21 protein-coding genes are annotated in these 24,308 nt (G+C 67.4%); 9 read left to right on the top strand and 12 right to left on the bottom strand.

The genetic code is table 11. The annotated features are described in order from the left end of the window. Nucleotides 1-10: 10 nt before the first annotated feature. Genes E8M01_RS28960 through E8M01_RS28950 form a run of 3 tightly spaced genes read right to left on the bottom strand, consistent with a single transcriptional unit; the run spans nt 11 to nt 2,348 of the window. Nucleotides 11-1,048, bottom strand: coding sequence for a DUF6352 family protein (locus E8M01_RS28960; protein WP_246088471.1), 1,038 nt, complete (start codon nt 1,046-1,048; stop codon nt 11-13). Beyond that, nucleotides 1,045-1,599: a DUF6505 family protein gene (locus tag E8M01_RS28955; protein ID WP_136963330.1), complete on the bottom strand. Its 555-nt coding sequence runs from the start codon at nt 1,597-1,599 to the stop codon at nt 1,045-1,047. Before E8M01_RS28955 ends, E8M01_RS28960 begins: the two co-directional genes overlap by 4 nt. Continuing rightward, complete coding sequence (locus tag E8M01_RS28950; RefSeq protein ID WP_136963329.1) at nt 1,596-2,348, bottom strand: biotin/lipoate--protein ligase family protein; 753 nt, start codon at nt 2,346-2,348, stop codon at nt 1,596-1,598. The genes E8M01_RS28955 and E8M01_RS28950 overlap by 4 nt, the downstream gene beginning before the upstream one ends. Before the next feature lie 152 nt (nt 2,349-2,500). On the opposite strand from E8M01_RS28950, the gene E8M01_RS28945 reads away from it, so the two are divergent. Then, nucleotides 2,501-4,528, top strand: coding sequence for a 4Fe-4S binding protein (locus tag E8M01_RS28945; RefSeq protein WP_136963328.1), 2,028 nt, complete (start codon nt 2,501-2,503; stop codon nt 4,526-4,528). A gap of 6 nt (nt 4,529-4,534) precedes the next feature. Here the strand turns inward: E8M01_RS28945 and E8M01_RS28940 are convergent, their stop codons facing one another. Both E8M01_RS28940 and E8M01_RS28935 read right to left on the bottom strand, forming a co-directional pair. Continuing rightward, nucleotides 4,535-5,824 (bottom strand): c-type cytochrome, encoded by a 1,290-nt coding sequence (locus tag E8M01_RS28940; RefSeq protein ID WP_136963327.1) that lies wholly within the window; start codon nt 5,822-5,824, stop codon nt 4,535-4,537. Nucleotides 5,825-5,906: 82 nt separating this feature from the next. Beyond that, complete coding sequence (locus E8M01_RS28935; protein WP_136963326.1) at nt 5,907-6,920, bottom strand: zinc-binding alcohol dehydrogenase family protein; 1,014 nt, start codon at nt 6,918-6,920, stop codon at nt 5,907-5,909. Between the two features lie 101 nt (nt 6,921-7,021). Here E8M01_RS28935 and E8M01_RS28930 point away from each other — a divergent pair, with 101 nt between their 5' ends. The 3 genes from E8M01_RS28930 to E8M01_RS28920 all read left to right on the top strand — a co-directional run bounded on the left by E8M01_RS28930 (nt 7,022) and on the right by E8M01_RS28920 (nt 8,333). Beyond that, a complete protein-coding gene (locus tag E8M01_RS28930) occupies nt 7,022-7,450 on the top strand; it encodes a winged helix-turn-helix transcriptional regulator (protein ID WP_136963325.1) in 429 nt (142 codons plus the stop codon). Further along, entirely contained in the window at nt 7,447-7,674 is a 228-nt protein-coding gene (locus E8M01_RS28925) for a sulfurtransferase TusA family protein (protein ID WP_136963324.1), read from the top strand. The genes E8M01_RS28930 and E8M01_RS28925 overlap by 4 nt, the downstream gene beginning before the upstream one ends. 131 nt (nt 7,675-7,805) lie before the next feature. Beyond that, a complete protein-coding gene (locus E8M01_RS28920) occupies nt 7,806-8,333 on the top strand; it encodes a DUF2478 domain-containing protein (protein ID WP_136963323.1) in 528 nt (175 codons plus the stop codon). Between the two features lie 180 nt (nt 8,334-8,513). On the opposite strand, the gene E8M01_RS28915 is transcribed toward E8M01_RS28920, so the two are convergent. The 4 genes from E8M01_RS28915 to E8M01_RS28900 form a co-directional block, all read right to left on the bottom strand. Continuing rightward, entirely contained in the window at nt 8,514-9,905 is a 1,392-nt protein-coding gene (locus E8M01_RS28915; RefSeq protein WP_246088470.1) for an FAD-binding oxidoreductase, read from the bottom strand. 88 nt (nt 9,906-9,993) lie between these two features. Continuing rightward, a complete protein-coding gene (locus tag E8M01_RS28910; protein ID WP_136963321.1) occupies nt 9,994-10,842 on the bottom strand; it encodes a metallophosphoesterase family protein in 849 nt (282 codons plus the stop codon). 85 nt (nt 10,843-10,927) lie between these two features. Next, nucleotides 10,928-11,704 (bottom strand): SDR family oxidoreductase, encoded by a 777-nt coding sequence (locus E8M01_RS28905; RefSeq protein ID WP_136963320.1) that lies wholly within the window; start codon nt 11,702-11,704, stop codon nt 10,928-10,930. A gap of 12 nt (nt 11,705-11,716) precedes the next feature. After that, entirely contained in the window at nt 11,717-12,475 is a 759-nt protein-coding gene (locus E8M01_RS28900; RefSeq protein ID WP_136963319.1) for a GntR family transcriptional regulator, read from the bottom strand. Between the two features lie 150 nt (nt 12,476-12,625). Between E8M01_RS28900 and E8M01_RS28895 the strand changes: the two genes are divergently transcribed. The 5 genes from E8M01_RS28895 to kce all read left to right on the top strand — a co-directional run bounded on the left by E8M01_RS28895 (nt 12,626) and on the right by kce (nt 19,499). Continuing rightward, entirely contained in the window at nt 12,626-13,882 is a 1,257-nt protein-coding gene (locus E8M01_RS28895) for an ABC transporter substrate-binding protein (protein WP_136963318.1), read from the top strand. A 154-nt stretch (nt 13,883-14,036) separates the two neighbouring features. Beyond that, nucleotides 14,037-14,912, top strand: coding sequence for a branched-chain amino acid ABC transporter permease (locus tag E8M01_RS28890; protein ID WP_136964882.1), 876 nt, complete (start codon nt 14,037-14,039; stop codon nt 14,910-14,912). Between the two features lie 4 nt (nt 14,913-14,916). Continuing rightward, complete coding sequence (locus E8M01_RS28885) at nt 14,917-17,436, top strand: branched-chain amino acid ABC transporter ATP-binding protein/permease (protein ID WP_136963317.1); 2,520 nt, start codon at nt 14,917-14,919, stop codon at nt 17,434-17,436. A gap of 178 nt (nt 17,437-17,614) precedes the next feature. Then, the gene (locus E8M01_RS28880) at nt 17,615-18,541 is read left to right on the top strand and encodes a 3-hydroxyacyl-CoA dehydrogenase (protein ID WP_136963316.1); all 927 of its coding nucleotides are present in this window, start codon (nt 17,615-17,617) and stop codon (nt 18,539-18,541) included. Nucleotides 18,542-18,566: 25 nt separating this feature from the next. Then, complete coding sequence (gene kce / locus E8M01_RS28875; RefSeq protein ID WP_136963315.1) at nt 18,567-19,499, top strand: 3,5-dioxohexanoate:acetyl-CoA acetone transferase; 933 nt, start codon at nt 18,567-18,569, stop codon at nt 19,497-19,499. Nucleotides 19,500-19,746: 247 nt separating this feature from the next. Here kce and E8M01_RS28870 read toward each other — a convergent pair whose 3' ends face one another. From E8M01_RS28870 to E8M01_RS28860, 3 genes are all read right to left on the bottom strand, one after another. Further along, the gene (locus E8M01_RS28870; RefSeq protein ID WP_136963314.1) at nt 19,747-20,382 is read right to left on the bottom strand and encodes a hypothetical protein; all 636 of its coding nucleotides are present in this window, start codon (nt 20,380-20,382) and stop codon (nt 19,747-19,749) included. Then, nucleotides 20,379-22,346, bottom strand: coding sequence for an alkyl/aryl-sulfatase (locus E8M01_RS28865; protein ID WP_425467753.1), 1,968 nt, complete (start codon nt 22,344-22,346; stop codon nt 20,379-20,381). The genes E8M01_RS28870 and E8M01_RS28865 overlap by 4 nt, the downstream gene beginning before the upstream one ends. Before the next feature lie 90 nt (nt 22,347-22,436). Then, nucleotides 22,437-24,050: a GMC family oxidoreductase gene (locus tag E8M01_RS28860; RefSeq protein ID WP_136963312.1), complete on the bottom strand. Its 1,614-nt coding sequence runs from the start codon at nt 24,048-24,050 to the stop codon at nt 22,437-22,439. Nucleotides 24,051-24,308: the final 258 nt, after the last annotated feature.

Raw genomic sequence — 24,308 nt, 5'->3', positions numbered from 1 at the left:
TCAGGCCCCTCTATGCGGCCGCAGCGCCGAGCGGCAGCCCGGCAATCAGGTTCTGCGGCTTGATCCGCAGGATCATGTCTTCGGTCAGGGCCATGATCAGATAGACCGGCTTTCCGGCCAAACGAGGGTCGACCCGCGCCTGATCGCCAAAATTCAGCTTGAACAGCCCGCAAACCCGCGCCTGCGCCGTCGGATCGACCGTCTCGCCCTGCCACAGCCGGTTGCCGATGCCGGTCGCCTCGGCGTCGAGCCCGACGAACCAGCGCCAGTCGGCGTCTTCGATCCGCTCGACCGGCGTAACCGTCGCGGTCATGCCGAGGAGATGGCCGATCCAGCTTTCGATGACGCGCGCCAGCGCCTCCCGGGCGCGCGGATTGCCGCCGAGGTTCATCACCATGGAAAAGGCGTCGGAACACGACCAGTAGTCGCCGGCATTGTCGTCGGTCATGACGTCGAGACCGGCCAGGGCGTCGCCGCCGAACATCGCGGTCAAGGGCGACGACTGCATCAAGGTCCGGCGTTCGGCCTCGAACCCCTCGATCAGCTCGGCATCGGCGATGAGCAGGGTGTCGTCGCGGAGCGACCCCTTCTGCGCCCGGAAGAAGCACTCGGCGGCCCGCAGGACGAAGGGATCCTCGCAGCCATCGAGCGCGTTGCGCAGGATCAGGTGGGTCAGCTGGTTGAGGAAGAGCGGCGGAACCGCGCTCGCCTGTCTTCGGATGATGCCGAGATAGGCCGCCTCGACGCTCGGCGCGGCGATCAGCCGGTCGCGGAAGCCGATCATGAAGCTCCAGTTCTCGCGGGCATCGTCGTCCTGGATCGCCTCGATCATGGCCTTTGTCACCGCCCGGCGCGGTTCGGCCATGAGCATGGCGTGGAGTTCACGCTCGGCGGCGCAAGCCTCCTCCGGCGGCACCAGCTCGGGCCGGGCGAGATAGGCCAGGATCAGTTCATCGGTGATCGCGAGCCCGCCGCCATCGGTGCGCCGGGTCATGTGATGGCCCGACGAGACCCAGAATTCCCTCGAGGTCGCGGTGTCCATGGTCATGCGCGCTTGTCCATCATGCCGATCAGATCCACCTCGTCCGCGACAGCATCGTCATCCACCACCTCGTGGAAGCTGAAGGCGCGCGCCTGGGCATGCAGGCCGTCGGCGCCGACGGCACCTTCACGGGCTTTCAGCGTGCGGAACGCCTCGCGAATCTCGCCAGCCTCGAACAGCCGGTGCAGGGCCACCAGGGTGTTCGGTTCATGATCGGCGAGCGAGGCCGAAAAAGCGATCTCTTCCTCGGCGGCGGCGCGCGCGCTGGCAAGGTCGGGGGCGCCGAGTTCCCGGTGGATGTGGCTGGCAAGCGCCTCGACCGCGCCGCTGCGTTCGTCGTCGCGCGCCTCCTGGACGACGACGAGGGTGGAAAAGCCGAAACTGTCGACGCCGAGGAAGCCGGAGCGGAAGGCCGCGCGCTCTTTGCCCTCGAAGCCGGCGACATCGCGGCCCCAGAACAGGAATGTACCGGTCACCGCCCATTCACCGGGTTCGGCCGCGCGCGGAAACACGAAGGTATCCGAAGGGTCGAGCCGGATGGTGCGCAAGAGTTTCATAACTTCGGCGCTCCGGTCTTGCGGTCGAGCCAGGAGACCGGGCCAAGCGCGCCGAGCCAGTCGCGCCGGGTCTCGGCCTGGCCGAGCGGGCCGCGGGTCAGGAGATCACCATTGCCGTCGAGGCCGCGAACATCGCCCGGCCGGTCTTTTGCGAGGCGCGCGAGATAGTCGGCGCCGATCCGGCTGAAGCCGTCATGCTGCCAGAGATCGACCTGGCGCAGGAAGAAGCGCGCGAAGCTCTCGACAATGACGGAGGGGCCGATGCCGTCGGCTCCGTCTTCGTCGAGCGCCGCGGCGTTCGGCACGCGGCCGGGCTCGACGACATCGACAAAGGCGATGCGGATGACGGAGGAAAAGACCAGCCAGGCGGGCGTCTGGTCCTCGGCGCAGGCTTTCGGCCAGCCGATCCGGCCGCCGCCGACCAGGCCGCCATCGAAACGGATCGTATCGGGCCAGTCGAAGGTCACGGCGCGTTCCGGCGGGCAATGGGCGGCGAGCGCATCGGCCACCGCGTTCATGCCCATGAAGAAGGCCTTGCGCGCCAGGCTCAGCGGCTCCTCGGGCTCGAGCACCACGGCGAATTCGGCAACGTCGAAACGCCGGACCCAGACCAGCGTGCCGGCCCCCTCCACTTTCGCCGTCCGGCAGGCATGGCCGAAGGCGTCGCCCGATTCGCGCAGGGGCACCAGCCGGAAACCCGGCGGCAGATCGAGCGCCATCGGCGTCTTGATCGCGATCAGAGGGGACATGACGACACTTCGGCGGTTCCTCGAGACCTGTTGGATCTGGTTCTTTTGACCTGTTCCAATATATGAGTCCCTATGGCCAACAGAAAGGGACGCGCGACGCATTGATGCCGGCGCGACGACGTCCTGCTCCAGGGCCGCCCAAGGAGACCTCTATGCAAGCCGGCCGGACCATTCTCGTCTGCTCCTGCGAGGAGACCATGCCGCTGCATGGCGAGGCGGTCGCCAAGGCGTGCAAGGCCAAGGTGCGCTCGGCCGACCAGCTGTGCCGGAAGCAGCTCGACCTGTTCAAGGCGGTGCTTGGCCAGGCGAGCGACGTGACGGTCGGCTGCACCCAGGAGGCGCCGCTGTTCGAGGAGACCGCGGCCGATCTCGGCTTTGCCGGCAAGCTGGCCTTCGCCAATGTGCGCGAGCAGGCCGGCTGGTCGACGCAAGGCGCCGATGCCGGCGCCAAGACCGCAGCCTTGCTGGCGGCGGCGGCCGAGGAGATGCCGCTGATCCCGGTGGTGACGCTCGAATCGAAGGGCGTCGCCTTGGTCTATGGCCGCGACGAAACGGCGATCATGGTGGCGCGCCGGCTCGCCGACACGCTCGACGTCACGGTCCTGCTGACCAGGCCCGGCGAGGTGGCGCCCGCCGCGACCACCGAATTCCCCGTGGTGAAGGGCACGATCAGCGCCGCCAAGGGCCATCTCGGCGCCTTCGACCTGGTGGTCGACGACTATGCCCTGCCCTTGCCGTCGTCGCGCCGGAGCTATCTCTGGCAGGCGCCGCGCCAGGACGCCGTGTCGACATCCGATATCGTGCTGGACCTGACCGGCGGCACGGCGCTGTTCCCGGGCGGCGAACTCAGGCCGGGTTACCTGCGCGCCGATCCGGCCGACCGGGCCGCGGTCGAGCGGCTGATCGGTGACGCGCGCGGTCTCGTCGGCACGTTCGACAAGCCGAAATTCATCACCTTCCACGACGATCTCTGCGCCCATTCACGCAACCGGATCACCGGCTGCACCCGGTGCCTCGATCTCTGCCCGACCGGCGCGATCACGCCGAACGGCGATGCGGTGGCGATCGATGCGGCGATCTGCGCCGGCTGCGGCGCCTGCGCGGCCGCCTGCCCGACCGGTGCGGCGGCCTATGCCCTGCCGCCGGTCGACGGCCTGATGCGCCGCCTGCGCACGCTCCTGACCACCTATCGAGCCGCCGGCGGCAGCCATGGCGTCGTGCTGCTGCATGATGCCGATCACGGCCAGCCGCTGATCGATGCCCTGGCACGCTTCGGCGACGGCCTGCCGGCCCATGTCATGCCGCTGGCGGTCAACGAGATCACCCAGGTCGGCCCGGAACTTCTGGCCGCGGCCTTCGCTTATGGCGCGGCGGGCGTCAGCCTGCTCGGCCGCGCCCGGCCGAAACATGATCCGGCCGGGCTTCACCAGGTCCTGGCGACCGCCAATGCCATGCTGGCCGGCCTCGGCTACGGCCGGGACCTCGCCACGCTGATCGAGACCGACGACCCCGATGGCCTCGCCGCAGCCCTTGGCGGTGCATCGGAGGCGACGGTCGCGCCACAGCCTTCGAGCTTCACGCCGCTCGGCAGCAAGCGCGGCCTGCTGGAATTGTCGTTCCGCGAATTGCACCGGGCAGCTCCGGCGCCGGTCGACGTCGTGGCGCTCGCCAAGGGGGCGCCCTTCGGCAAGGCCGAGGTCGATCCCGCCGCCTGCACGCTGTGCCATGCCTGTGTCTCGGCCTGTCCGACCGGCGCGCTGACCGACAATCCGGACCAGCCGATGCTGCGCTTCACCGAAAGCCTCTGCGTGCAGTGCGGATTGTGCGAGCAGACCTGTCCCGAGGACGCCATCACGCTGAAACCGCAGGTCGATTTCGTCGCCTGGAGCGAGCCGCGCCGGGTGGTGAAAGAGGAACAGCCGTTCCACTGCACCCAATGCGGCAAGGCTTTCGGCACCAAGTCGACGATCGACCGGATCGCCGCCAAGCTGGAGGGGCATTGGATGTTTTCCGGCGACAACGCCCATCGCCGCGCCGCCCTGTTCATGTGCGAAGACTGCCGCGTCGAGAAAGTGGTCAACGAGAGTTTCGACCCCTATGGCGCGCCGTCGCGGCCGCGCGTGCGCACCGCGGAGGATTATCTGCGCGAGCTTGCCGAGGGTCGCGACAAGTTGAACTGATGGCGCTCAGCGCCTGGCGGTGACCCGCGCGATGAAATCGACCAGGGCCTGGCGGTCGTCGGGATCGGCGACGATCTGCTCGGGCATTTTTGTGCCCGGCGTATAGGCATTGGGGCCGATTTCGAACAGCCGCGCGATCGTCGCCTCGCTCCAGACGATGTCCAGGGCGCGAAAGGCCGGCGAATAGACGTAGCCGGGCGCCGTGCCGATACGCCGGCCGATGACACCATAAAGCGAGGGGCCGGCACGGTTGCCGCCGTCAGGCTCGAGCGTATGGCAGGCGACGCAGGCACGGAACACCTCGGCGCCCCGGTCGCCATTGTAGCGGGCCAGGGCGTCCTGGGGCCGGATCATCGCGACCGGGCCAATATGTTCCCCCGTCGTCACATCCCAGCGGCGGACCAGCCGGTCGCCGCCGCCGGTCAGCAGTTCCTGCCCACCCGGCCGGAAGGCGACCGACCAGACCGGCAGGCCCGGCCCGACCAGCATCCGCTCGACACGCCCGGCATCACCCGCCGCCTGGCGCTCGATCAGCGCCACCGAGCCACGAATGCCGGCGGCGGCCAGCCTTTTGCCGTCGGCCGAGAGCGCGAGCGCCACGAGCGGCGCCTCGGAGGCAATGATTTCGCCCCGTTTCACCCCGTCAGGCGAAAAGACATGAACGCGGCCATCGGCGCAGGCCGCGAAGATTTCGCCGCCAGCCGCGATGGCGAGGGCATTGACCGGGACGCCGACATCGACCGCGCGCGCGGCTCCGCCGCCGAGCGGCGTGATGCGCAAGGTCAGGTCATGGCTGCCGGTGACCAGGCTTCGCCCGTCCGGGGTGAAGGCCGCCGCGTTGAGCGGGCCCTTGTGGCCGGCAATGACCTGGGGCTCGCCTGATGCGATCGGGGTGACCCTTGCCGTGCCGTCCCAGGAGGCCGACGCGATGCGCTGGCCGTCAGGCGAGACGGCCAGCGCCGCGATCGGTCCGGAATGGCCCTGGATCACCCGGATGGGCTCGGCGCGGCCGATTTGCCAGATGGCGACCCGGCCCTCTTCGCCGGCGGTCGCGAAGCGCCCGTCGGGCAGCGCCGCCACCGCATTCACCGCGCCATCGTGATAGCGCAGCACCTGCAATGCCGCCCCGGTCTCGATCGACCACAGGATCGCCGAGGTGTCGAACGAGCCCGATAGCGCGACCTGGCCGTCGGCGGTCACGGCGAGAGCCCTGACCGGGCCGCCATGACCGCGCATTTCCTGCGCTGCGGCTGGTAGTGCGGCGATCATGCACAACAGGGCGAGGATCCGAACCATGCCGTAGTCTAGCAACCGGCCGATATTTTGCCATGGCCCGCGCGGCCGGCAACGCGCCGCCGCCCTAAGCGGCGGGACCGGATCAGAACCCGGCCAGCACCACCTTGCCACGCGCCTTGCCGCTTTCGATATGGGCATGCGCCCGCTTGAGATTGGCCGCCGAGATGGCGCCGAACGTTTCGGTCAGGGTGGTCCGGATCTCGCCGGCATCGACCAGCCGCGCGGCCTCGGTCAGCAGGTCATGCTGGGCCTGCATATCGGCGGTGCCGAACAGCGAGCGCGTGAACATCAATTCCCAGTGAAACGAGACGCTCTTCTGCATGAGCGGCATCACGTCGAGCCGGTCGACCCTGTCGATGACCGCGAGCCGTCCCTGCGGCGCGATGAAGGCCGCGATCTCCGCGATATATTCGTCGCTATGGGTGGTCGAGAATACCAGGCCGGGCGCGCCCAGCCCGAGAGCCTCGACCTGGCTCGCCAGCGGCCTGGCGTGATCGATGACGTGGTGGGCGCCGAGTTCCCGCGCCCAGGCCTGGGTTTCCGGTCGCGAGGCCGTGGCAATGACGGTCAGGTCGGTCAGCTTGCGGGCGAGCTGGACGGCGATCGAACCGACGCCGCCGGCGCCGCCGATGATCACAATCGCCTTGGCGGCCCCTGGCACGGGACGCCTGACATCGAGCCGGTCGAACAGCGCTTCCCAGGCGGTGATGGTGGTCAGCGGCAAGGCCGCGGCGGCGGCGAAATCGAGCGAAGCCGGCTTGCGGCCGACGATCCGTTCGTCGACCAGATGAAATTCGGCATTGGTCCCGGCCCGGTCGATGGCACCGGCGTAGAAGACCTCGTCGCCGACCTTGAACAGCCGCGCCTCCGGACCAGCCCCGACAACGACACCGGCCGCATCCCAGCCGAGCACCTTGGTGGCGCCGGCCTCCGGCGTGACCCTGACGCGCACCTTGGTGTCGACCGGATTGACCGAGACGGCCTTGATCTCGACAAGCAAGTCCCGGCCCGCAGGCTCGGGCTTCGGCAAGTCGACGTCGATCAGTGAGGCTTCGGCCTCGATCGGCAGGCTCTCGCGATATCCGACGGCACGCATGGCAGGTCTCCTTCGTGTTCTGCTGGAGACCAAATGCGCCATAGCTTGCATGGCCGCAAGAACGCACATAAAACGCATATAGTGTCGAAAAGGATACTGTGATGCCGCGAACCCGCCACAAGAATCTCGGGCAATGGCCCGGCTGTCCGGTCGAGGGCGTGCTCGACCTGATCGACGGCAAGTGGAAGGGCGTGATCCTGTATCACCTATTGAACGGCACGTTACGTTTCAATGAAATCCGCAAGAAACTGCCGACTGTTACCCAGCGCATGCTGACCAATCAGCTGCGCGAGCTGGAGGCTGACGGCTTCGTCGTGCGCACGGTGTTCGCCCAGGTGCCGCCGCGGGTGGACTATTCGCTGTCGGAGCTTGGCCGCAGCCTCGATCCGGTGATCGGCGCGCTGAAGGCCTGGGGCGATGCCCATCTCGACAAGATGGGTTATTGCGCTCCCGTGGCGGCCGCCAAGGCACCGGCGGCGAAGGCGCCCGCCGCAAAGCCGGCGACGGCCAAGAGCCGGGTGGCCGCGTGACCGAGACGGCGCTTGATCTGCGCGGGCTGAAATGCCCGCTGCCCGCCCTGAAGACCCGCAAGGCACTGACCCGCATCGCGCAAGGCGACAAGCTGGTGGTGACCTGCACCGACCCGATGGCGGCGATCGACATTCCGAACCTGATCCGCGAGACCGGCGACAGCCTGGAAGCGCAGGAGAAGCACGAAGCGACGCTGGTCTTTCACATCCGCAAGCAGGCCTGAGTTCAACAAAGCTTGAATGCCTGACGTCCTGAACCTTTGACCTCGGCCAGCGCCTTCGCCAAGCTCTTCCAGACCGAAACGCTGTCCCAGACCGAAACGATGTTCCAGACCGAAACGATCGGAACCACGCCATGTCCATGCTCGCCGCCGTGATCTACGGCCCCGATGACGACTGCGACCAGATGCTGGCCGACTTCGCCCACGGCCTGGCGGCCGGCGGCGTGGCGGTCGCCGGGCTCGTGCAGATCAATGGCCGCGACGCCTCCTGCGCCGAAATGGACATGGAGCTGGAAGACCTCGACACCGGCCGGCGCATCAATATCTGCCAGGACCTCGGGTCCGGCAGTTCGGACAGCTGCCGGCTGGATCCGACCGGGCTTGCCGAAGCCGCCGGGGCGCTAAAGGCCGCGCTCGACAAGCCGCTCGACCTGGTGGTCATCAACAAGTTCGGCCGGATGGAAAGCGAAGGCCAGGGCCTGGTCGCCGAGATCGGCGAAGCGGTCGCCACCGGCCGGCCGCTGATCATTGGCGTCCCCCGCCGTTTCGCCGGGGCCTGGGACGCCTTCGCCGGCGGCCTCGACGAAAAGGTCGCGTGCCGCGCCGAAGCGCTGGCAGCCTGGTGGGCGGCCGCGCGCAGCCCGGCGCTGGCGGCGGAATAGCTGGTGGCTGATGGCGAATGGCGAATGGGGATGAAGCCAAACGCGTAGCGCATTGGCGCAACCACCCTCACCCGGCCGCTGACGCGGCCACCCTCACCCGCGAAGACGCGGGCGAGGGTTCGCGCGGCCCGCTGCGTCGGGCTGACGCCTTCCCCATTCGCTATTCGCCACTCGCCCGGCTCACGCCGCCTTTGGCGGCAAGACCTTGCCCGGATTGAAGATGCCGTCGGGGTCGAGCGCGTCCTTGATCAGATGCATCACGTCGATGGCGTCGCCGTGTTCGGCGCGCATGAACTTCATCTTGCCGATGCCGACGCCGTGCTCGCCGGTGCAGGTGCCGCCGAGCTTCAGCGCCAGATGGACCATCCGGTCGTTGATCGCGCTGGCCAGTTCGAATTCGGCGGGGTCGTCGCGGTCGAGCTGCATGCTCAGATGGAAATTGCCGTCGCCGACATGGCCGACCATGGCGGTGAAGAACGGCGCCTGGGCGCAATGCTTGCGGGTCTCGCGGATCACCTCGGCGAGCGCCGAGATCGGCACGCAGACATCGGTGCCCCAGCCGCGGGTGCCCGGACGGATGGCGCGCAGCGCCCAGTGAATATCGTGGCGGGCCTGCCAGAGCTTGCCGCGCTCGTCGGCATCGGTCGACCAGCGCCAGCTCGAGGCGCCCTCGCCGCGCGCCAGGTCCTCGACGATAGCAGCCTGTTCCTCGACGCTCGACTGGCTGCCGGCGAATTCGAAGAACAGGGTCGGCGCAACCGGCAGGTCGAGCTTGGAATAATTGTTCACCGCCTCGATGGCGCGGTCGTCGAGCAATTCCATGCGCGAGATCGGCAAGCCCATCTGGATGGTCTGGATCACCGTGTCGATGGCCGCTTCCACCGTCGGGAAGGCGCAGATCGCCGCCGCCATCACCTCGGGGATGCCGTAGAGCCTGACGGTGATCTCGGTGATGATGCCGAGCGTGCCTTCGGAGCCGACAAAAATGCCGGTCAGGTCGTAACCGGCCGAGGATTTCTTGGCACGCGAGCGGGTTCTGATGATCCGACCGTCGGCGAGCACCACGGTGAGGTTGACGACATTCTCGCGCATCGTGCCGTAGCGCACCGCATTGGTGCCGGAAGCTCGCGTCGCCGACATGCCGCCAATGGTGGCGTCCGCTCCCGGATCGATCGGGAAGAACAGGCCGGTATCGCGCAAATGGGCATTCAGCTGCTTGCGCGTGACGCCGGCTTGGACAGTCGCGTCAAGATCTTCCGGCCGGACGCTCAGGATCTGATTCATGCCGGTCAGGTCGATCGAAATGCCGCCTTGCAGCGGGATCAGCGCGCCTTCGAGCGACGAGCCCGCGCCATAAGCGACGATCGGCGTCTTGTTGATGGCGCAAAGCTTGACGATCGCCGAGACCTCTTCCGTGCTCTCCGGCCGGCAGACCGCGTCGGGCAGTTGCGGCGTGTGGGAGGATTCGTCGCGGCCGTGCTGGGCCCGGTCGGATTCCGATGTCGAGACACGATTGCCGAGCAGCGCCTTCAGGGCTTCGAGCAGGGCGGGCGCAAGGGCAGAGGCGGACATCGACAAGGCTCCGGGAACAAGGACTGAGATCAAAGACATCAAGCTTCAGGCAAAGCCAACCGGCAAATCGCATAGGCGCTGTGCACGGTCAGGCGACAAGGCGGGCCTCGACCTGCCAGTCGAAGCCCTCGGCGCCCCGGCTGATGGTGACCAGGTTGAACGAGGCCGGGTCGTCGCCGTGACGGCCGGTGGCGGAAGCCGAGGCCGCGCCGATCATCGCGACGGTGTGGCCGTCCCGGCTCCATTCCGCGCGGCTCGCCTTGTGCAAATGGCCGTGCAGGACGACGGGGCAGCGATGCCGGGCCAGCAGGTCGAGCAAGGCCGGCGCATCGCGCAGGCGCTTCAGCCGCGACAGCCCGGGCGCATGAGGCGGGTGATGCAGCGCGATCACGGGCAGAAAGCGCTGGCGATCGAGGCCGGTAAGGACTGCCGCGAGCCGGCCGAGCTGCGCCGCGCCCAATTCGCCTTCGGCCGAGAACAGCCAGGTCGGCTTGCCCGAGCAGAGCGTGACGAGCGCCGCGTCGCCAACCAGGTCGAGGCGCGGGAAATGGTCACGCAGGTCGCCGGTCGCGGCCACCGGCGGCAGCCAGTCGGCCATGGCGCCACGGCTACGGACGGACGCCTCGGTCGTGTAGAGATCGTGATTGCCGGGTCCCCAGGACACTTGCGCCGGCGCGCCGAAACGCGTGAGCGCCGCATGGGCCGCCTGCCACTCCCGGTCGAGCCCGAGTTCGATCAGGTCACCGGTCACAACCACATGGTCGGGTTCTGCCGCATGCACCGCCGCGGCGGCGCGCCCGACGAGAGCGCCGTCATGGGATCCAGGCTGGCGGGCCCAGTTGATCCAGCCGAGCACGGGTTTCAGCCGCCAGGGCCAGGCCGCCGGAAAGGGCACCGGCCCGAGATGCAGGTCGGAGATATGGGCAAAAACGGTCAAGGCTGATTCGCAACATGCTGGCGGGAGCCGGAACCGGCACTGTCACCCGCCACGCCCTTGCTTGTCACGGCCGCCCTGCCCGGCTTCAGCTCAGCATCAGCGTATCGCCGCAGATCGACAGGGCCTGGCCTGAGATGGTCTTGCCGCGCGGCGAGGCGCAGAAGACGATCTGATCAGCGAGTTGGCGTGGCGTGACCATGGTCTTGAGCGCGGTATAGGCCAGCGCCTGCTCCTCGATTTCAGTCCTGGAGACGCCCTTGGCCTGGGCCTTGGCCTCGAACACCCGGCGGATGCGGTCGCCCTCGACCAGGCCCGGCAGGATGGCGTTGACCCGGATGCCGAATTCGCCGAGCTCGATCGACAGCGACTTGGTGAAGCCGACCACCGCCCATTTCGCCGCCGCATAAGGCGTGCGCAGGCCGAAGCCGAGCCGGCCGGCGACCGAAGACAGGTTGATGATCGAGGCGTTGGCGCTCTGCTTCAGATGTGGCACCGCGAGCCGGACGCAATTGAACTGGCCGGTGATGCAGACATCGAGGCAGCGATCCCAGTCTTCCGGATTGATCTCCTCGACCCGGCCGGTCGGTCCGGCAATGCCGGCATTGTTGACCAGGACATCCAGCCCGCCCAGCTTGGCAATGGCGGTCTCGAACAGGCCGCTGACCTGGCTCCGGTCGGCAATGTCGCAACGGCTGGCCGACACGGCCGGATCGGTCGTGGCCAAGGCCGCGATCGCCTCGCTGTCGACATCGCAGACATGGACGCGTGCGCCTTCTTCGACGAAGGCACGCGCGATCTCGCGGCCGATGCCATTGGCGCCCGCCGTCACCAGGACGCGCAAGCCCTTGATGCCCAAATCCATGGACCCTTCTCCCTATGCCATTTTGTGGTCTGGAAATCCGCCGGCCATGATGCCGGCAAGGCCGCCGACGGCAGCACCGGTCAGCCCGCCGCGGGCAATGATGAACTCCGATGCGCCCTTGATGTCGCCCGCTATAGCCTGGCGCGCGGCCGCGCCGTCGCCGGCCCGGATCGCCGCCAGGGCATCGGCATGGAAACGCACGGCACCGCCGGTGGCGATCCGTTCCGGATTGGCCCGCAGATCGAGATTGATCACCGGGCCGGCCTTCAGCCAGAGCCCGCCGATGATCTCGAACAGCGTCGGCAGGCCGCTCGCGGCGTAGACGGCGAAATGAAAATCCTTGTTGAGCCCGACCGCATCGGGAAGATCGGGATCGGGCTGGCAACTGAGCGTCCGGAAGGCTGCTTCCGCCGCCGCGATGCGGGCGAGATCGGCCGACGTCGCCGCCATGGCCGCCCGCTCGGCGGCAAAACCCTCGATTTCGATGCGCACCGCCGACAATTCGCGGAACTGGCCGATCGACAGGATCGGCACGCGCACGGCGCGGTTCGGCGCCACTTCCAGCGCCCGATCGGCGACCAGCCGGCTCACCGCCTCGCGCACCGGCATCATGCTGACGCCCAGCGCTTCGGCGGTGGCGCGCAGCGACAGTTTCTCGCCCGGCGCCAGGCGCCCGGCCATCAGCAGTTCGCGCATGTGGCCGTAGACCTGATCGCCAAGCGTCAGCCGTTCGATCGGGCCAATGGTGGTGAGGGCTTCAACCGCGCTCATCATGTCGCTTAAGGGGCTGGACAAAGCGTTCCAATTGCGAAACCATAACTGTGATCACAGATCACGGCAAGCTGATAGAGCGGCCGTGGGCGAGGCCCGGACAACGGACCCGCCAGGACTTGGGCAGGTTAAACCTAAGGGAGACATTCCATGCCGCTCGATCTGAGCCTTTCGCGTCGCAAGCTTCTGAAGACCTCCGCCGGCGCCGCCGCGCTCGGCATCGTCGGCGCGCCGGCGATCAGCTACGCCCAGGCCGAAGCCATCAAGATCGGCCATATCACACCGCGCACCGGCTTTCTCGGTCCGCTCGGCGAATATGCCGTGCAGGCGGTGCAGCTCGCCGCCGACGAGATCAATGCCGGCGGCGGCGTGATGGGCCGCAAGATCGAGCTGGTCCTGGACGACAGCCCGAACCCGCAGCAGGCTTCCGCCAAGGCCGAGCGGCTGATCCAGCGCGACAAGGTGGCGGCCCTGCTCGGCGAGATTTCCTCGGCCTCGGCGCTCGCCATCGGCCAGGTCGTGCAGCGCGAGAAGGTGCTGTTCATCAATACCGGCGCCAATTCCGATGCGCTGCGCGGCTCCGACTGCCAGCGCTTCATGTTCCATATCGAGGCGCAGAACTCGATGTATGTGAAGGCGGTCGGCCGCTCGCTGGTCCGCGACGGCCTGGTCCGGGGCAAGAAATGGTATTCGCTGACCGCCGACTATGCCTTCGGCCATGACCTCCTGCGGGTCGCAAAGCGCTATATGAACGAGAATGGCGGCAACCATGGCGGCGACGACCTGATCCCGACCGATCTCGCCGACTTCTCGCCCTTCCTCTTGAAGATCCGCACGGCGCGCCCCGACGTGGTGATCCTCAACCTCGCGGGAACCCAGATCACCAATTTCCTCAAGCAATATGCCGAATTCGGCCTGGCCTTCCCGGTCGCCGGCTTCGGTTTCGATACCGCGCTCGCCTGGGGCGCCGGGCCCGGCAATTTCGGCGGCATCTGGCCGGTGGTCTGGCACCACCTGGTCGATACGCCCAACACCAAAAAATTCGTCGCCGCCTTCACCACGCGCTGGAAGCGGCCGCCGGAAAACCAGGCCTGGGGCGATTATTGCTCGCTGAAAGTGGTCGCCCAGGCGATGGCCGAGACCAAGACGACGGAAGCCGCCAAGATCGTCGAACATTTCGAGAAGGGCGCGAAGTTCGACCTCCTGAAGACCCGCGAGGGCTATTTCCGGGCGAGCGACCATCAGATGATGATGGAAATGTATGCGATCACCGCCCTGCCCCAGGCCCAGGTGAAGAACCAGTGGGACATCTTCACCTCGTCGCCGCCGGTGCCCGGCCCCGACGAGAGCCTGGAGGCGATCGCCGCGACGGCCGAGGAGAACCAGTGCACCTTCAAGGCGGCATGATCAGGCTCTGATGTCTCAGGCGGGCGCCGACGCGCCTGCCTGAGGCCCGAGGGCGACCGTCGCCGGCGCTGCCGGCCTCGCGCCCCTCGCCCGCTGCCGATCCCAGTTCGATGCCTCTGGCCCAGCGCCAGCGGCTTCCTCCGAGGCTCCCGTGATCGATTTCATCCCGCTCCTGTCGCAGATCCTCAACGGGCTCCAGAACGGCGCCTATTACGTGATGATCGCGCTCGGCCTCTCGATGATCTTCTCGCTCGGAGGCATCGTGAATCTCGCCCACGGCGCCTTCTATGCGATCGGCGCCTACCTGACGGTGACGCTCGCCCCGCAGATCGGCTTCGGCGGCGCGATGATCGCCTCGCCCTTGCTGGTGGCGCTGATCGGCATGGTGGTCGAACGCTACCTGCTCCGCCGCTTCTATACCGGCGATCCGATCCTCGGCCTGCTGCTCACCTTCGGGCTTGCCATGGTCGCCGAGCAGAGCCTTCGGATCATCTATGGCGCGGCCCCGGTGCCCTTCTCCATTCCCCAGGCGCTGCGCGGCCAGGTGTTCATCGGCGAGTTCGTCTATTCGCGCTACCGGCTGATGATCTTAGGCATAGCCGCGGCCTGCGTGCTCGGTCTCTGGCTGCTCCTGTCGCGCACCGCCTTCGGCAAGGTGGTGCGCGCCGGCGTGCAGAACCCCGACATGGTCGGCGCGCTCGGCATTTCGCTCAAACCCTATATGACCGCCGTGGTGATGATCGGCGTCGGCCTGGCGGCGCTGGCCGGCGTGCTGGTGGCGCCGATCGCCGGCGTCCATCCGGCCATGGGCCAGGAGATCATCACCTTCGCCTTCGTGGTGGTGGTGATCGGCGGCCTCGGCTCGTTCTGGGGCGTGGTGGCGGCCGCGGTCATTGTCGGCGTCACCCGTGGCGTTGCCGCCCATTTCTATCCCGCCGCGACGGAAGCCTCCGTCTACCTGCTCATGGTGCTCGTCCTGCTGCTCCGTCCGCGCGGCCTGTTCGGCGAACGCATCCAGAAATTCGAGTGACGTGATGTCTTCGGAAGTTCGCTCCCTTCTCGCCGCGGCGGCAGCCCTCCTCGTCCTGCCCTTCGCCATGCTCGCCATCGGCCTGACGCTGACCTCGGCGACCGACGTGGTGATCTTCGCCATTGCCGCCATGGCCTTGAACATCCTGGTCGGCCACACCGGCCTCGTGTCGTTCGGCCATGGCGCCTTTTTCGGCATGGGCGCCTATGCGGCGGTGCTGGCCCAGCGCCATTTCCTGGCCGGCCAGTTGCTGCTGCCGGCGCTGTTCGCGATCCTGTTCGTCGGTGTCGTCTCGCTGCTCGCCGGGCTGTTGATCCTGCGCCGGCGCGGCGTCTATTTCTCGCTGCTGACGCTGGCGCTGACCGCGGTCATGTACACCGTCTCGTTCCGCTGGACCGAGCTGACCGGCGGCGAAAACGGCATTGGCGGCGTGGTCAGGCCGAATTACGGCGTGCTCGATTTCAACAGTCCCTGGGCCTTCTACTGTCTCGTCGCCCTGCTCGGCTTTGCCGTCGTGCTGGTGCTGCAGCGTTTCCACAATGCGCCGGTCGGCAGCGTGCTGGTGGCGATCCGGGAGAACGAGACCCGCGCCCGTTTCGTCGGTTACGACACCGACCGCTACAAGCTGATCGCCTTCACCATCTCGGCGACGCTCACCGGCTTTGCCGGGGTGCTGTCGGCCTTCCATCATCGCTTCACCTCGGCCGACCCGATCGCCATCCAATTTTCCGGCGAATTGCTGGCCATGGTGGTGATCGGCGGCATGCGCAGCTTCTTAGGACCCGCGCTCGGCGCGCTGTTCTTCATGCTGTCGCGCGAATATCTGTCGCTGTTCACCTCAAGCTGGCTGTTGTTCTTCGGCCTGATGTTCGTCGGCTTCATCGTGTTCTCGCCGACCGGCCTGATCGGGGTCGCCGAACGCCTGATGGCGCCGTTCCGCAAAAAATTCGAGACCGATGCCGCCATGGCGGCCCGGCGTGTCGAAGCGGTCGGCCCGGTGCCGCACGAATTCGTCCACGAGGGCACGGGCAATGGTCCGGTGCTGGAGATCAAGGGCATCGTCAAGAGTTTCGGCGGCATCCGCGCCGTGCGTGGCATCGACTTCACGGTGAAGGATCGGACCCTGCATGCGCTGATCGGGCCGAACGGCGCCGGCAAGACCACCGCCTTCAACCTGATCTCCGGCCTGTTCCCGCCCGACAAGGGCACGGTGACGCTCGACGGCCGGCAGATCGGAGGCCTGACCCCGCAGGCGATCACGGCCGCCGGTGTCGGCCGCTCGTTCCAGATCACCAATCTGTTCGGCGGCCTGACGATCGAGGAGAATGTCAGGCTGGCGATCCAGGCGCGCCATTCCGGCCGGTTCGGCGTCTGGGCCCGGGCGACCGCCTTGCCGGGCGTTGCCGCCGACACCACCACCTTGATGCGTTATCTCGGCCTTGCCGGCATCGAACAGGCGGAGGCCGGCTCGCTGTCTTATGGCGGCCAGCGGCTGGTCGACATGGCGCTGGCCCTGGCGACGCGGCCGCGCATCCTGCTCCTGGACGAGCCGCTGGCGGGGCTTGCCAGCGCCGAGCGGCGGCGGGTCGGCGACATCATCAAGACCATCTCGGCCGATATTCCGGTGCTGCTGGTCGAGCATGACATCGACCGGGTGTTCCAGATCGCCGACCACGTCACGGTCATGAACGACGGCGACGTGCTGATCGACGGCACGGTGGAACAGGCGCGCTCGAGCGAGCGGGTGCAGGCGGTCTATCTCGGCTCGGGCACCCATGCGATCACCGCGAAAGAGCGGGTGTCGGCGGCGACCGACACGGCGCTTTTGGTATTGCGCGACATCAACACCTTCTACGGCAAGAGCCATATCCTCAACGATGTCTCGATCGACGTCGCCGAGGGCGAGATCATTGCCCTGCTCGGCCGCAACGGCGCCGGCAAGTCGACGCTCCTGAAGACCATTACCGGCATTGCGCCGCCGGCCTCCGGCACGATCGTGCTGGCCGGCGAAGCGTTGGCCGGGCTGAGCTCCGACCGTATCGCCCGGCGCGGCGTCGGTTACGTGCCGCAGGGCCGCGGCCTGTTCGCCGGCATGTCGGTGAAGGACAATCTGATGCTCGGCAGCCTGAAGCGGCTGACCGGCGCCGGGCGGCATTGGGACGAAGACCGCGTGCTCAGCTTCTTCCCACGCCTCAGGGAGCGCTGGACCACCCCGGCCGATTTCCTGTCCGGCGGCGAGCAGCAAATGGTCGCGGTTGCGCGCGCCCTGGTCGGCGACACCCGCGTGCTGCTGCTCGACGAGCCTTTCGAGGGCCTGTCGCCGGCGATCACCGAGGAGCTGTTCGAGGCCTTCGACAAGCTGCGCCACGAGGTCGCGATCGTCATCGTCGACCATCATCTCGACTTGGCGCTGGCCCTGTCCGACCGGACCGTGGCGCTGGAGCGCGGCGCGGTGACCTGGACCGGCGCCTCGAAAAACCTGCGCGAAGACCAGGACCTGCGCCGCAAGGTGTTGTGGCTTTGAGGCCGTCCAGGGCACCGCCATTCGTCATGCCCGGCCCTGGGCCGGGCATCCACGCATTCAGCGATTGCCAGCAAGTCGTGGATGGCCGGGACGAGCCCGGCCATGACGGAGAGAGCCCGGCTGTGACGATTGGCGGCCGGTCCAATGATCTCATCGCATTGATGCACTGGGGAAGCTGATGCCGAAAGTCGCCATTGTCGGAGCCGGCCTGATCGGCCGCGCCTGGGCCACCGTGTTCTCGAGCCATGGCTGGACCACCGCCCTCTATGATCCGGCCCCCGGCGCGGCCAAGGCCGCCAAGGGCCATATCGCCCGGAACCTGAAGGAATTGGCGGATCTCGGCCTGGTCGCCGACGCCAAGGGCTCGGCCGCCAACCTGGTCGTCGCCGAGGATCTCGCCGGCGCGCTGAAAGGCGTCGCCTTCGTCCAGGAAAGCGGCCCGGAAACGGTTGCCGCCAAACAGCAGATCCATGGCGAGATCGACAGGCTCGCGCCGGCCTCGGCGATCGTCGCGTCGTCGACCTCGGTGCTGGTCTCCTCGCTCTGGGCTAGAGAGTTGAAGCACCGTTCACGCGTGCTGGTGGCCCATCCGGTCAATCCGCCCCATCTCGTGCCGATCGTCGAGCTCTGCCCGGCGCCCTGGACCGATCGACAGGTGGTCGAGAAGGCCCGCAAGATCTACGAGAAGATCGGCCAGGTGCCGATCACCGTGAAGAAGGAAATCGACGGCTTCGTGCTGAACCGCCTGCAGGCGGTGCTGCTGGCCGAAGCCTATCAGCTGGTCGGCGACGGCATCGTCAGCCCCGAAGATCTCGACAAGACGATCAAGGACGGGCTCGGCCTGCGCTGGGCCTTCATGGGGCCGTTCGAGACGATCGAACTCAACGCGCCCGCCGGCATCCCCGATTACGACAAGCGCTATGCGGAAAATCTGGGGCGGCTCACCGGCCGGGACGCCTTCTCCAAACGCAATGCAAAGGCCATCATGGCCGAATGGACCGGCGAACAGTCGCCTGAGCGCATCGCGCGTCTTTCGCGCTGGCGCGACGGACGGCTCGCGGCGCTCAAGGCGCACAAACGTGCGGCCAAAAAGAAACCCGACTGATCACAACTCGCATCGGAGCGCGCTCATGGCGAAGTCCAAAAAAGTCATCATCACCTGTGCCATCACCGGCTCGATCCATACGCCGAGCATGTCGCCGCACCTGCCGGTGACCGCGCAGGAGATTGCCGACGCGGCGATCGGCGCCGCCAAGGCGGGCGCTTCCATCGTCCACCTGCATGCGCGCGACCCGAAGGACGGCCGGCCGGACCAGAGCCTGGAGGCCTATGCGCCGTTCCTGAAGGTGATCAAGCAGGCGTCCGACGTGGTGGTCAACATCACCACCGGCGGCGCCATGACCATGACGGTCGAAGAGCGCGTCAAGCCGGCGGCGAGCTATGCCCCCGAGGTCGCCAGCCTCAACATGGGCACGATGAATTTCGGCCTCTATCCCATGCTGGAGCGTTTCAAGGACTTCAAGCACGACTGGGAAAAAGCCTATCTCGAAGGCTCGCGCGCCGGCATGTTCAAGAACACGCTGGCCGATATCGAATATATCCTGAAGACCTGCGCCGATAACGGCACGCGTTTCGAGGTCGAGTGCTACGACATCGGCCACCTCTACACGCTCCGGCATTTCGCCGACCGCGGCATCATCAAGCCGCCGTTCTTCATCCAGTCGGTGTTCGGCATCCTCGGCGGCATCGGCCCGCATTACGAGGACGTGGTGATGATGAAGCGCACCGCCGACCGGCTGTTCGGCGACCAATATCACTGGTCGGTGCTGGGCGCCGGGCGCAATCAGATGCCGATCGCCGCGATGTCGCTGGCCATGGGCGGCAATGTCCGCGTCGGCCTGGAGGATTCGCTCTGGATCGGCCCCGGCAAGCTCGCCGAGTCGAATGCCGCCCAGGTCACCAAGGTGCGCCAAATCATCGAGGGCCTCGGCCTCGACGTGGCGAGCCCGGACGAGGCCCGCGAGATCCTGGCGCTGAAGGGTGGCGACAAGGTCAATTTCTGATCGGATAGCTCCGGCGCGGCGGATAGCGCCGCGCCGGACGCGCGACCCCTCGCCCGCTTGCGGGAGAGGGTGGCCGCGTCAGCGGCCGGGTGAGGGCCTGAAGAGGGCCGGCCCATCGATTCGACATAAAATGCACGTCGCGCATCGACGCAACCACCCTCACCCGGCCGCTCCGCGGCCACCCTCTCCCACGAAGACGTGGGCGAGGGTTCATGCGCGTGCCGACGCAGCCTGAACAGCTGATGGCTCAAGGCGTTGTCGGTCGACCGGCAGCGCCTCGCCACGGCAATCTCTGACGCAAATCGGCCGTCGCGGCTCCGGGCGCGGCGGCTTTTTCGTCGAACCGGGCAAGCTGGAGCCCGATCGCATCGACAGCGCCGCGGCTGGCGTCGAGGACGAGCAGCCCATGATCGAGCGCCGCGCGCGCCGTCATTCGGCCGTCGACCAGCCGCTCCAGCACGGCCCCATGGGTGACCAGGACCGCTTCGCCCGGGCGCGGGCCGTCGATATGGATCTCGACCACAAGGCCCGCCGGCGACGGTGTCAGCCGGGCCCATAGACCGGAATCGGCAAGGTGCAGGGCGAACCCCTGCTGATCGCCCGGCCCGGTCAGGCTCAGGCTACGGGCCAGTGCATGGATGCGGGCGGTGGTCGGCCAGAGGCCGGCCGAACCCCCGACGAGCGGCCCAGTGGCGCTCGCCGGCAGAACCTCGTCGAGCACGGCCTGCCGCGTGGCGACCGCAACCGCCATGGCGAGGGGATGCGAGACCCCGAAATTGCCGTCGAACACACCGTCGAAACCGCAGGGGTAGGCCGGCGCGGCACCGGTCGCCAGAATCAGGCTGGTGACAAGCGCGGCGGCGAGGCGGCGGCGCGGGATCATGGCGTCGCCGCGCGCGGTTCGACGATGGGAAAGAACGGCGAGAACTCGTCGAGCATGGCGGCGAGCTCGCCGAATTTCATCGGATTGCCCGAGAACGTCACCTCGCCGGCCGCGATCGCCGCCGGAAAGGTCTTCTGCCGGAGCAGGATGGCGTCGAAACTCGCCCGCGTCAGGGTGAACGCGCAATCGGCGTCGGGCGCCAGCCGCCCCGGCCGGTTGGTCAGGGTCGAATTCTCCAGGTTCAGCACGAAGGTCTGGCCGGTATCGGAAAAGGTCCAGTTGATGACGATGCGTTTGGCCTCGGCCTTCTCGGCATTGAGACGCACGGCGATATAGTCGAACAGGAGGTCGAGCGGGATGGCGCCGAGCATCTCGGCGGTCACCGTCGAGCCGCCGGCGCGGCGCATGATGCCGGAGCGAAGCTCCATCGCGCCCATCAGATAGGCGTTGCGCCAGGTGCCGGCCTCGGCCTGGTAGCCGAGCTGTTCGAGCGCCGCCGCGCCGAGCTCGCGCGCCTCGCGATTGCCCGGTTCGGCAAAGACCACCTGGTTCATGACGCTGGCGACCCAGCGATATTGGCCGGCCTTGAAATCGTCGCGGGCCCGCGCGATCACGGCGGCTGCGCCGCCCATATAGTCGATGGTCTTCTTGGCCGATTCCACCGGCGGCAAAGGCTGCAGATTGGCGGGATTGGCGTCGTACCAGCCGAGATAACGCTGGTAGATCGCCTTGGCATTGTGGCTGAGCGTGCCGTAATAGCCGCGCACCGACCATTCGCTGGCGAGGCTCTGGGGCATGCGCAACGTCTCGGCGATCTCGGCCGGGGTAAGCCCATGATTGAGCAGCCGGACGCTCTGGTCGTGGATGAACTTGTAGATGTCGCGCTGCTTCTTGAGGAACACAGCGGCACGCTCCGCGCCCCAGACCGGCCAATTGTGCTGGGCGATCAGGACATCGGTCCTGTCGCCGTAGCGCTCGAGCGCGTCGGCGATATAGCGCGACCAGGCGCGGGCATCGCGCACTTCGGCGCCGCGGATCGTGTAGAGATTGTGCATGGTGCCGGAGGTCAGTTCGGCCATGTTCAGCACGCGGAACTGGGGGAAATAGAGCGTCATCTCGGCCGGCGCCTCGGTGCCCGGCGTCAGGTGGAATTCGATCTCGACGCCGTCGATGGTGCGCGTCTCGTAGTCCTGCTTGATCTCATCCGTCGGCGCGATCAGCGTGAACGAGCCGCGCGCCACCGTCCGGCCAAGGCCGGTATCGACCTGGCCGCGTGGCCCCGGCGGGATCATCGAGCCGAACTGGTACCAGGCGCGCCGGCTCATGGCATTGCCGGCGATCAGATTCTCGGCAACCGCATGGTCCATGAACTTGTCGGGCGCGATGACCTTGACCCGCCCTGCCCTGACCTCCTCGTCGGTGACGATGCCCTTCACCCCGGCGAAATGGTCGGCATGGCTGTGGGTATAGACGACGGCGACCACCGGGCGGCGCGGCCGATGGGCGAAATAGAGGTCGAGCGCGGCCTTGGCGGTCTCGGTCGCCAGCAGCGGGTCGATGACGATCAGGCCGGTGTCGCCCTCGACCACGGTCATGTTCGAGATGTCGTAGCCGCGCAATTGATAGACCCGGTCGGCGGCCTTGAAGAGGCCGTGGATATTGTTGAGCTGGGCCTGGCGCCAGAGGCTCGGATTGACGGTGGCCGGCGCCTCGCCGTTCAAGAAGTCATAAGGTTTCATCGACCAGGCGGTGAGACCGCCCGCACCCGCCGGGCCGGCGATCGTGCCGTCAGGGATGGCCGCGATGAAGCCGCGCCGGGCGCTGTCGAAATCGGCCCGGTCGGCAAAGTTGAGCGCCCTGAGAACCGCTTCGTTGGCGGCCCGTGTCGCCGGTTCGGCATCGCGCTGCAGGGCGACGGCCGGAGGTGCTGCCGGCTGCTGGGCCAGGCCCATGCCCATGCCCATGCCCAGGGCCGAAAGGCCCAGGATCAGTGCGGCGGCGAGGCTGCTCGATCGTCCTTGAGCCATGGTTCTCTCCCCCATTTTTCCCGGTATTCAGGCTCGGATCAGGTCAGCGGCCTTTTCGCCGATCATCACCGACGGCGCATTGGTATTGCCGCCGATCAGCGTCGGCATGATCGAGGCATCGACGACACGCAGCGCCTCGACGCCACGCACCCTGAGCGTCGGATCGACCACCGCCATGGCGTCGACCCCCATCTTGCAGGTGCCGACCGGGTGATAGACCGTATCGACGCGCCGGCGCAGGGCATCGGCGATCTGCTCGTCGGTCTCGATATCAGCGGTGAACATGTTCCTGGTCGCCTGGGCCGCCAGAGGCGGCGCGTCCATGATCCGGCGGGTAACCTTGAAACCCTCGACCATGGCCGCGACATCGTCGGGATGATCGAGGAAAGCCGGATCGATCAGCGGTGCGGCCAGGGGATCGGGACTGGTGAGCCCGACATGCCCGACGCTTTTGGGCCTGAGCAGGCAGACATGGCAGGAAAAGCCGTGGCCGAGATGCTGCTTGCGGGCGTGGTCGTCGACCACCCCAACGACAAAATGCAGCTGGATATCGGGCGCCGGGAGATCCGGCCGGGTCTTCAGGAAGCCGCCGGCTTCGGCGAAATTGGAGGTGAGCAGGCCGCGCCGCTCGCGCCGGTAACGGAAGATCTCCTTGGTGAGCCTGACCGAGCCGACCGCCGACAGGCCGAGCAGGTCCTGGTTTTTCGACTTGTAGGCGAAGATGAAATCCGGATGGTCCTGCAGGTTCCGCCCGACACCGGGCACCTCGGCGACGACGGGAATGCCGAAACGGCCAAGCGCGGCGGCCTCGCCAATGCCTGACAGCAGAAGCAGTTGCGGCGACTGGAAGGCGCCGGCCGAAACGATCACCTCGCGGCGGGCGCGGACGATGCGCGTCTCGTTGCCGACGCGGTATTCGACACCGACGGCGCGTTTGCCTTCGAACAGGATGCGGGTGGTGCGGGCGCGGCGACGGACATCGAGATTCGGGCGCTTGCCGATATGCGGCAGCAGGTAACCGCGCGCGGCGCTCCAGCGTTCACCGTTCTTCTGCGTCACCTGATAGAAACCGACGCCTTCCTGATCCTCGCCATTGAAGTCGTCGGTGATCCGGTGCTGCAGGTGCCGGCAGGCCTCGAGGAAGATCTGCGGGAACGGATTGTCGGTGCGCAGGTCGGAAACGGCGAGCGGGCCGTCGCGGCCGTGCAGCGTGCCGTCGAGCCGCTCATTGGCCTCGGACTTGATGAAATAGGGCAGCACGTCGGCATAAGACCAGCCGGTATTGCCGAGATCAGCCCAATGGTCATAGTCCCACCTGTTGCCGCGGATATAGACCATGGCATTGATCGCCGAGGAGCCGCCGAGCCCGCGACCGCGCGGCTGGTAGCCAATGCGGCCGCCGAGCCCCTTCTGCGGCACGGTCGCAAAACCCCAGTTGTTGATGCGGGTCGGCAGCATGGCGATCACGCCCGCCGGCGTCGTGACGACCGGGCTGGCGCCGCCGCCGCTGCCGGCTTCGAGCAGGACCACCTTGGTCGCGGGATCTTCGGTCAGCCGGCCGGCCAGCACCGACCCGGACGAGCCGCCGCCAACCACGACAAAATCCGCAAGACCGCCATTAGCGAGGCCTTCGTCCGACATGCGTCCCTCCCCTGAACCGGCCGGCCGGAGACGACGCCCCCGGACCGCGCCCGGCGCGGAGGGGTGAGGCATCGCTTCGGCGGTCTAGACGTCGCGTTCCCTCGGGTCCCGGGTCGAGGCCATGGTGTGGCTCCGCCCGTTATTGTCCGGGACCTCGGTTCCCATGAAAGGCGGTAAAGGGGGCCAAGCGCAAGCACCAGCACATGCGGCTTGCCGGTCGATCACGGCTTTGCCGCTGGACTTGGCCTCCCGACGCGT

This window comes from Phreatobacter stygius (genome assembly GCF_005144885.1).
GTDB classification, from domain to species: domain Bacteria; phylum Pseudomonadota; class Alphaproteobacteria; order Rhizobiales; family Phreatobacteraceae; genus Phreatobacter; species Phreatobacter stygius.
This window is presented reverse-complemented; position numbering and strand designations above follow the sequence as displayed.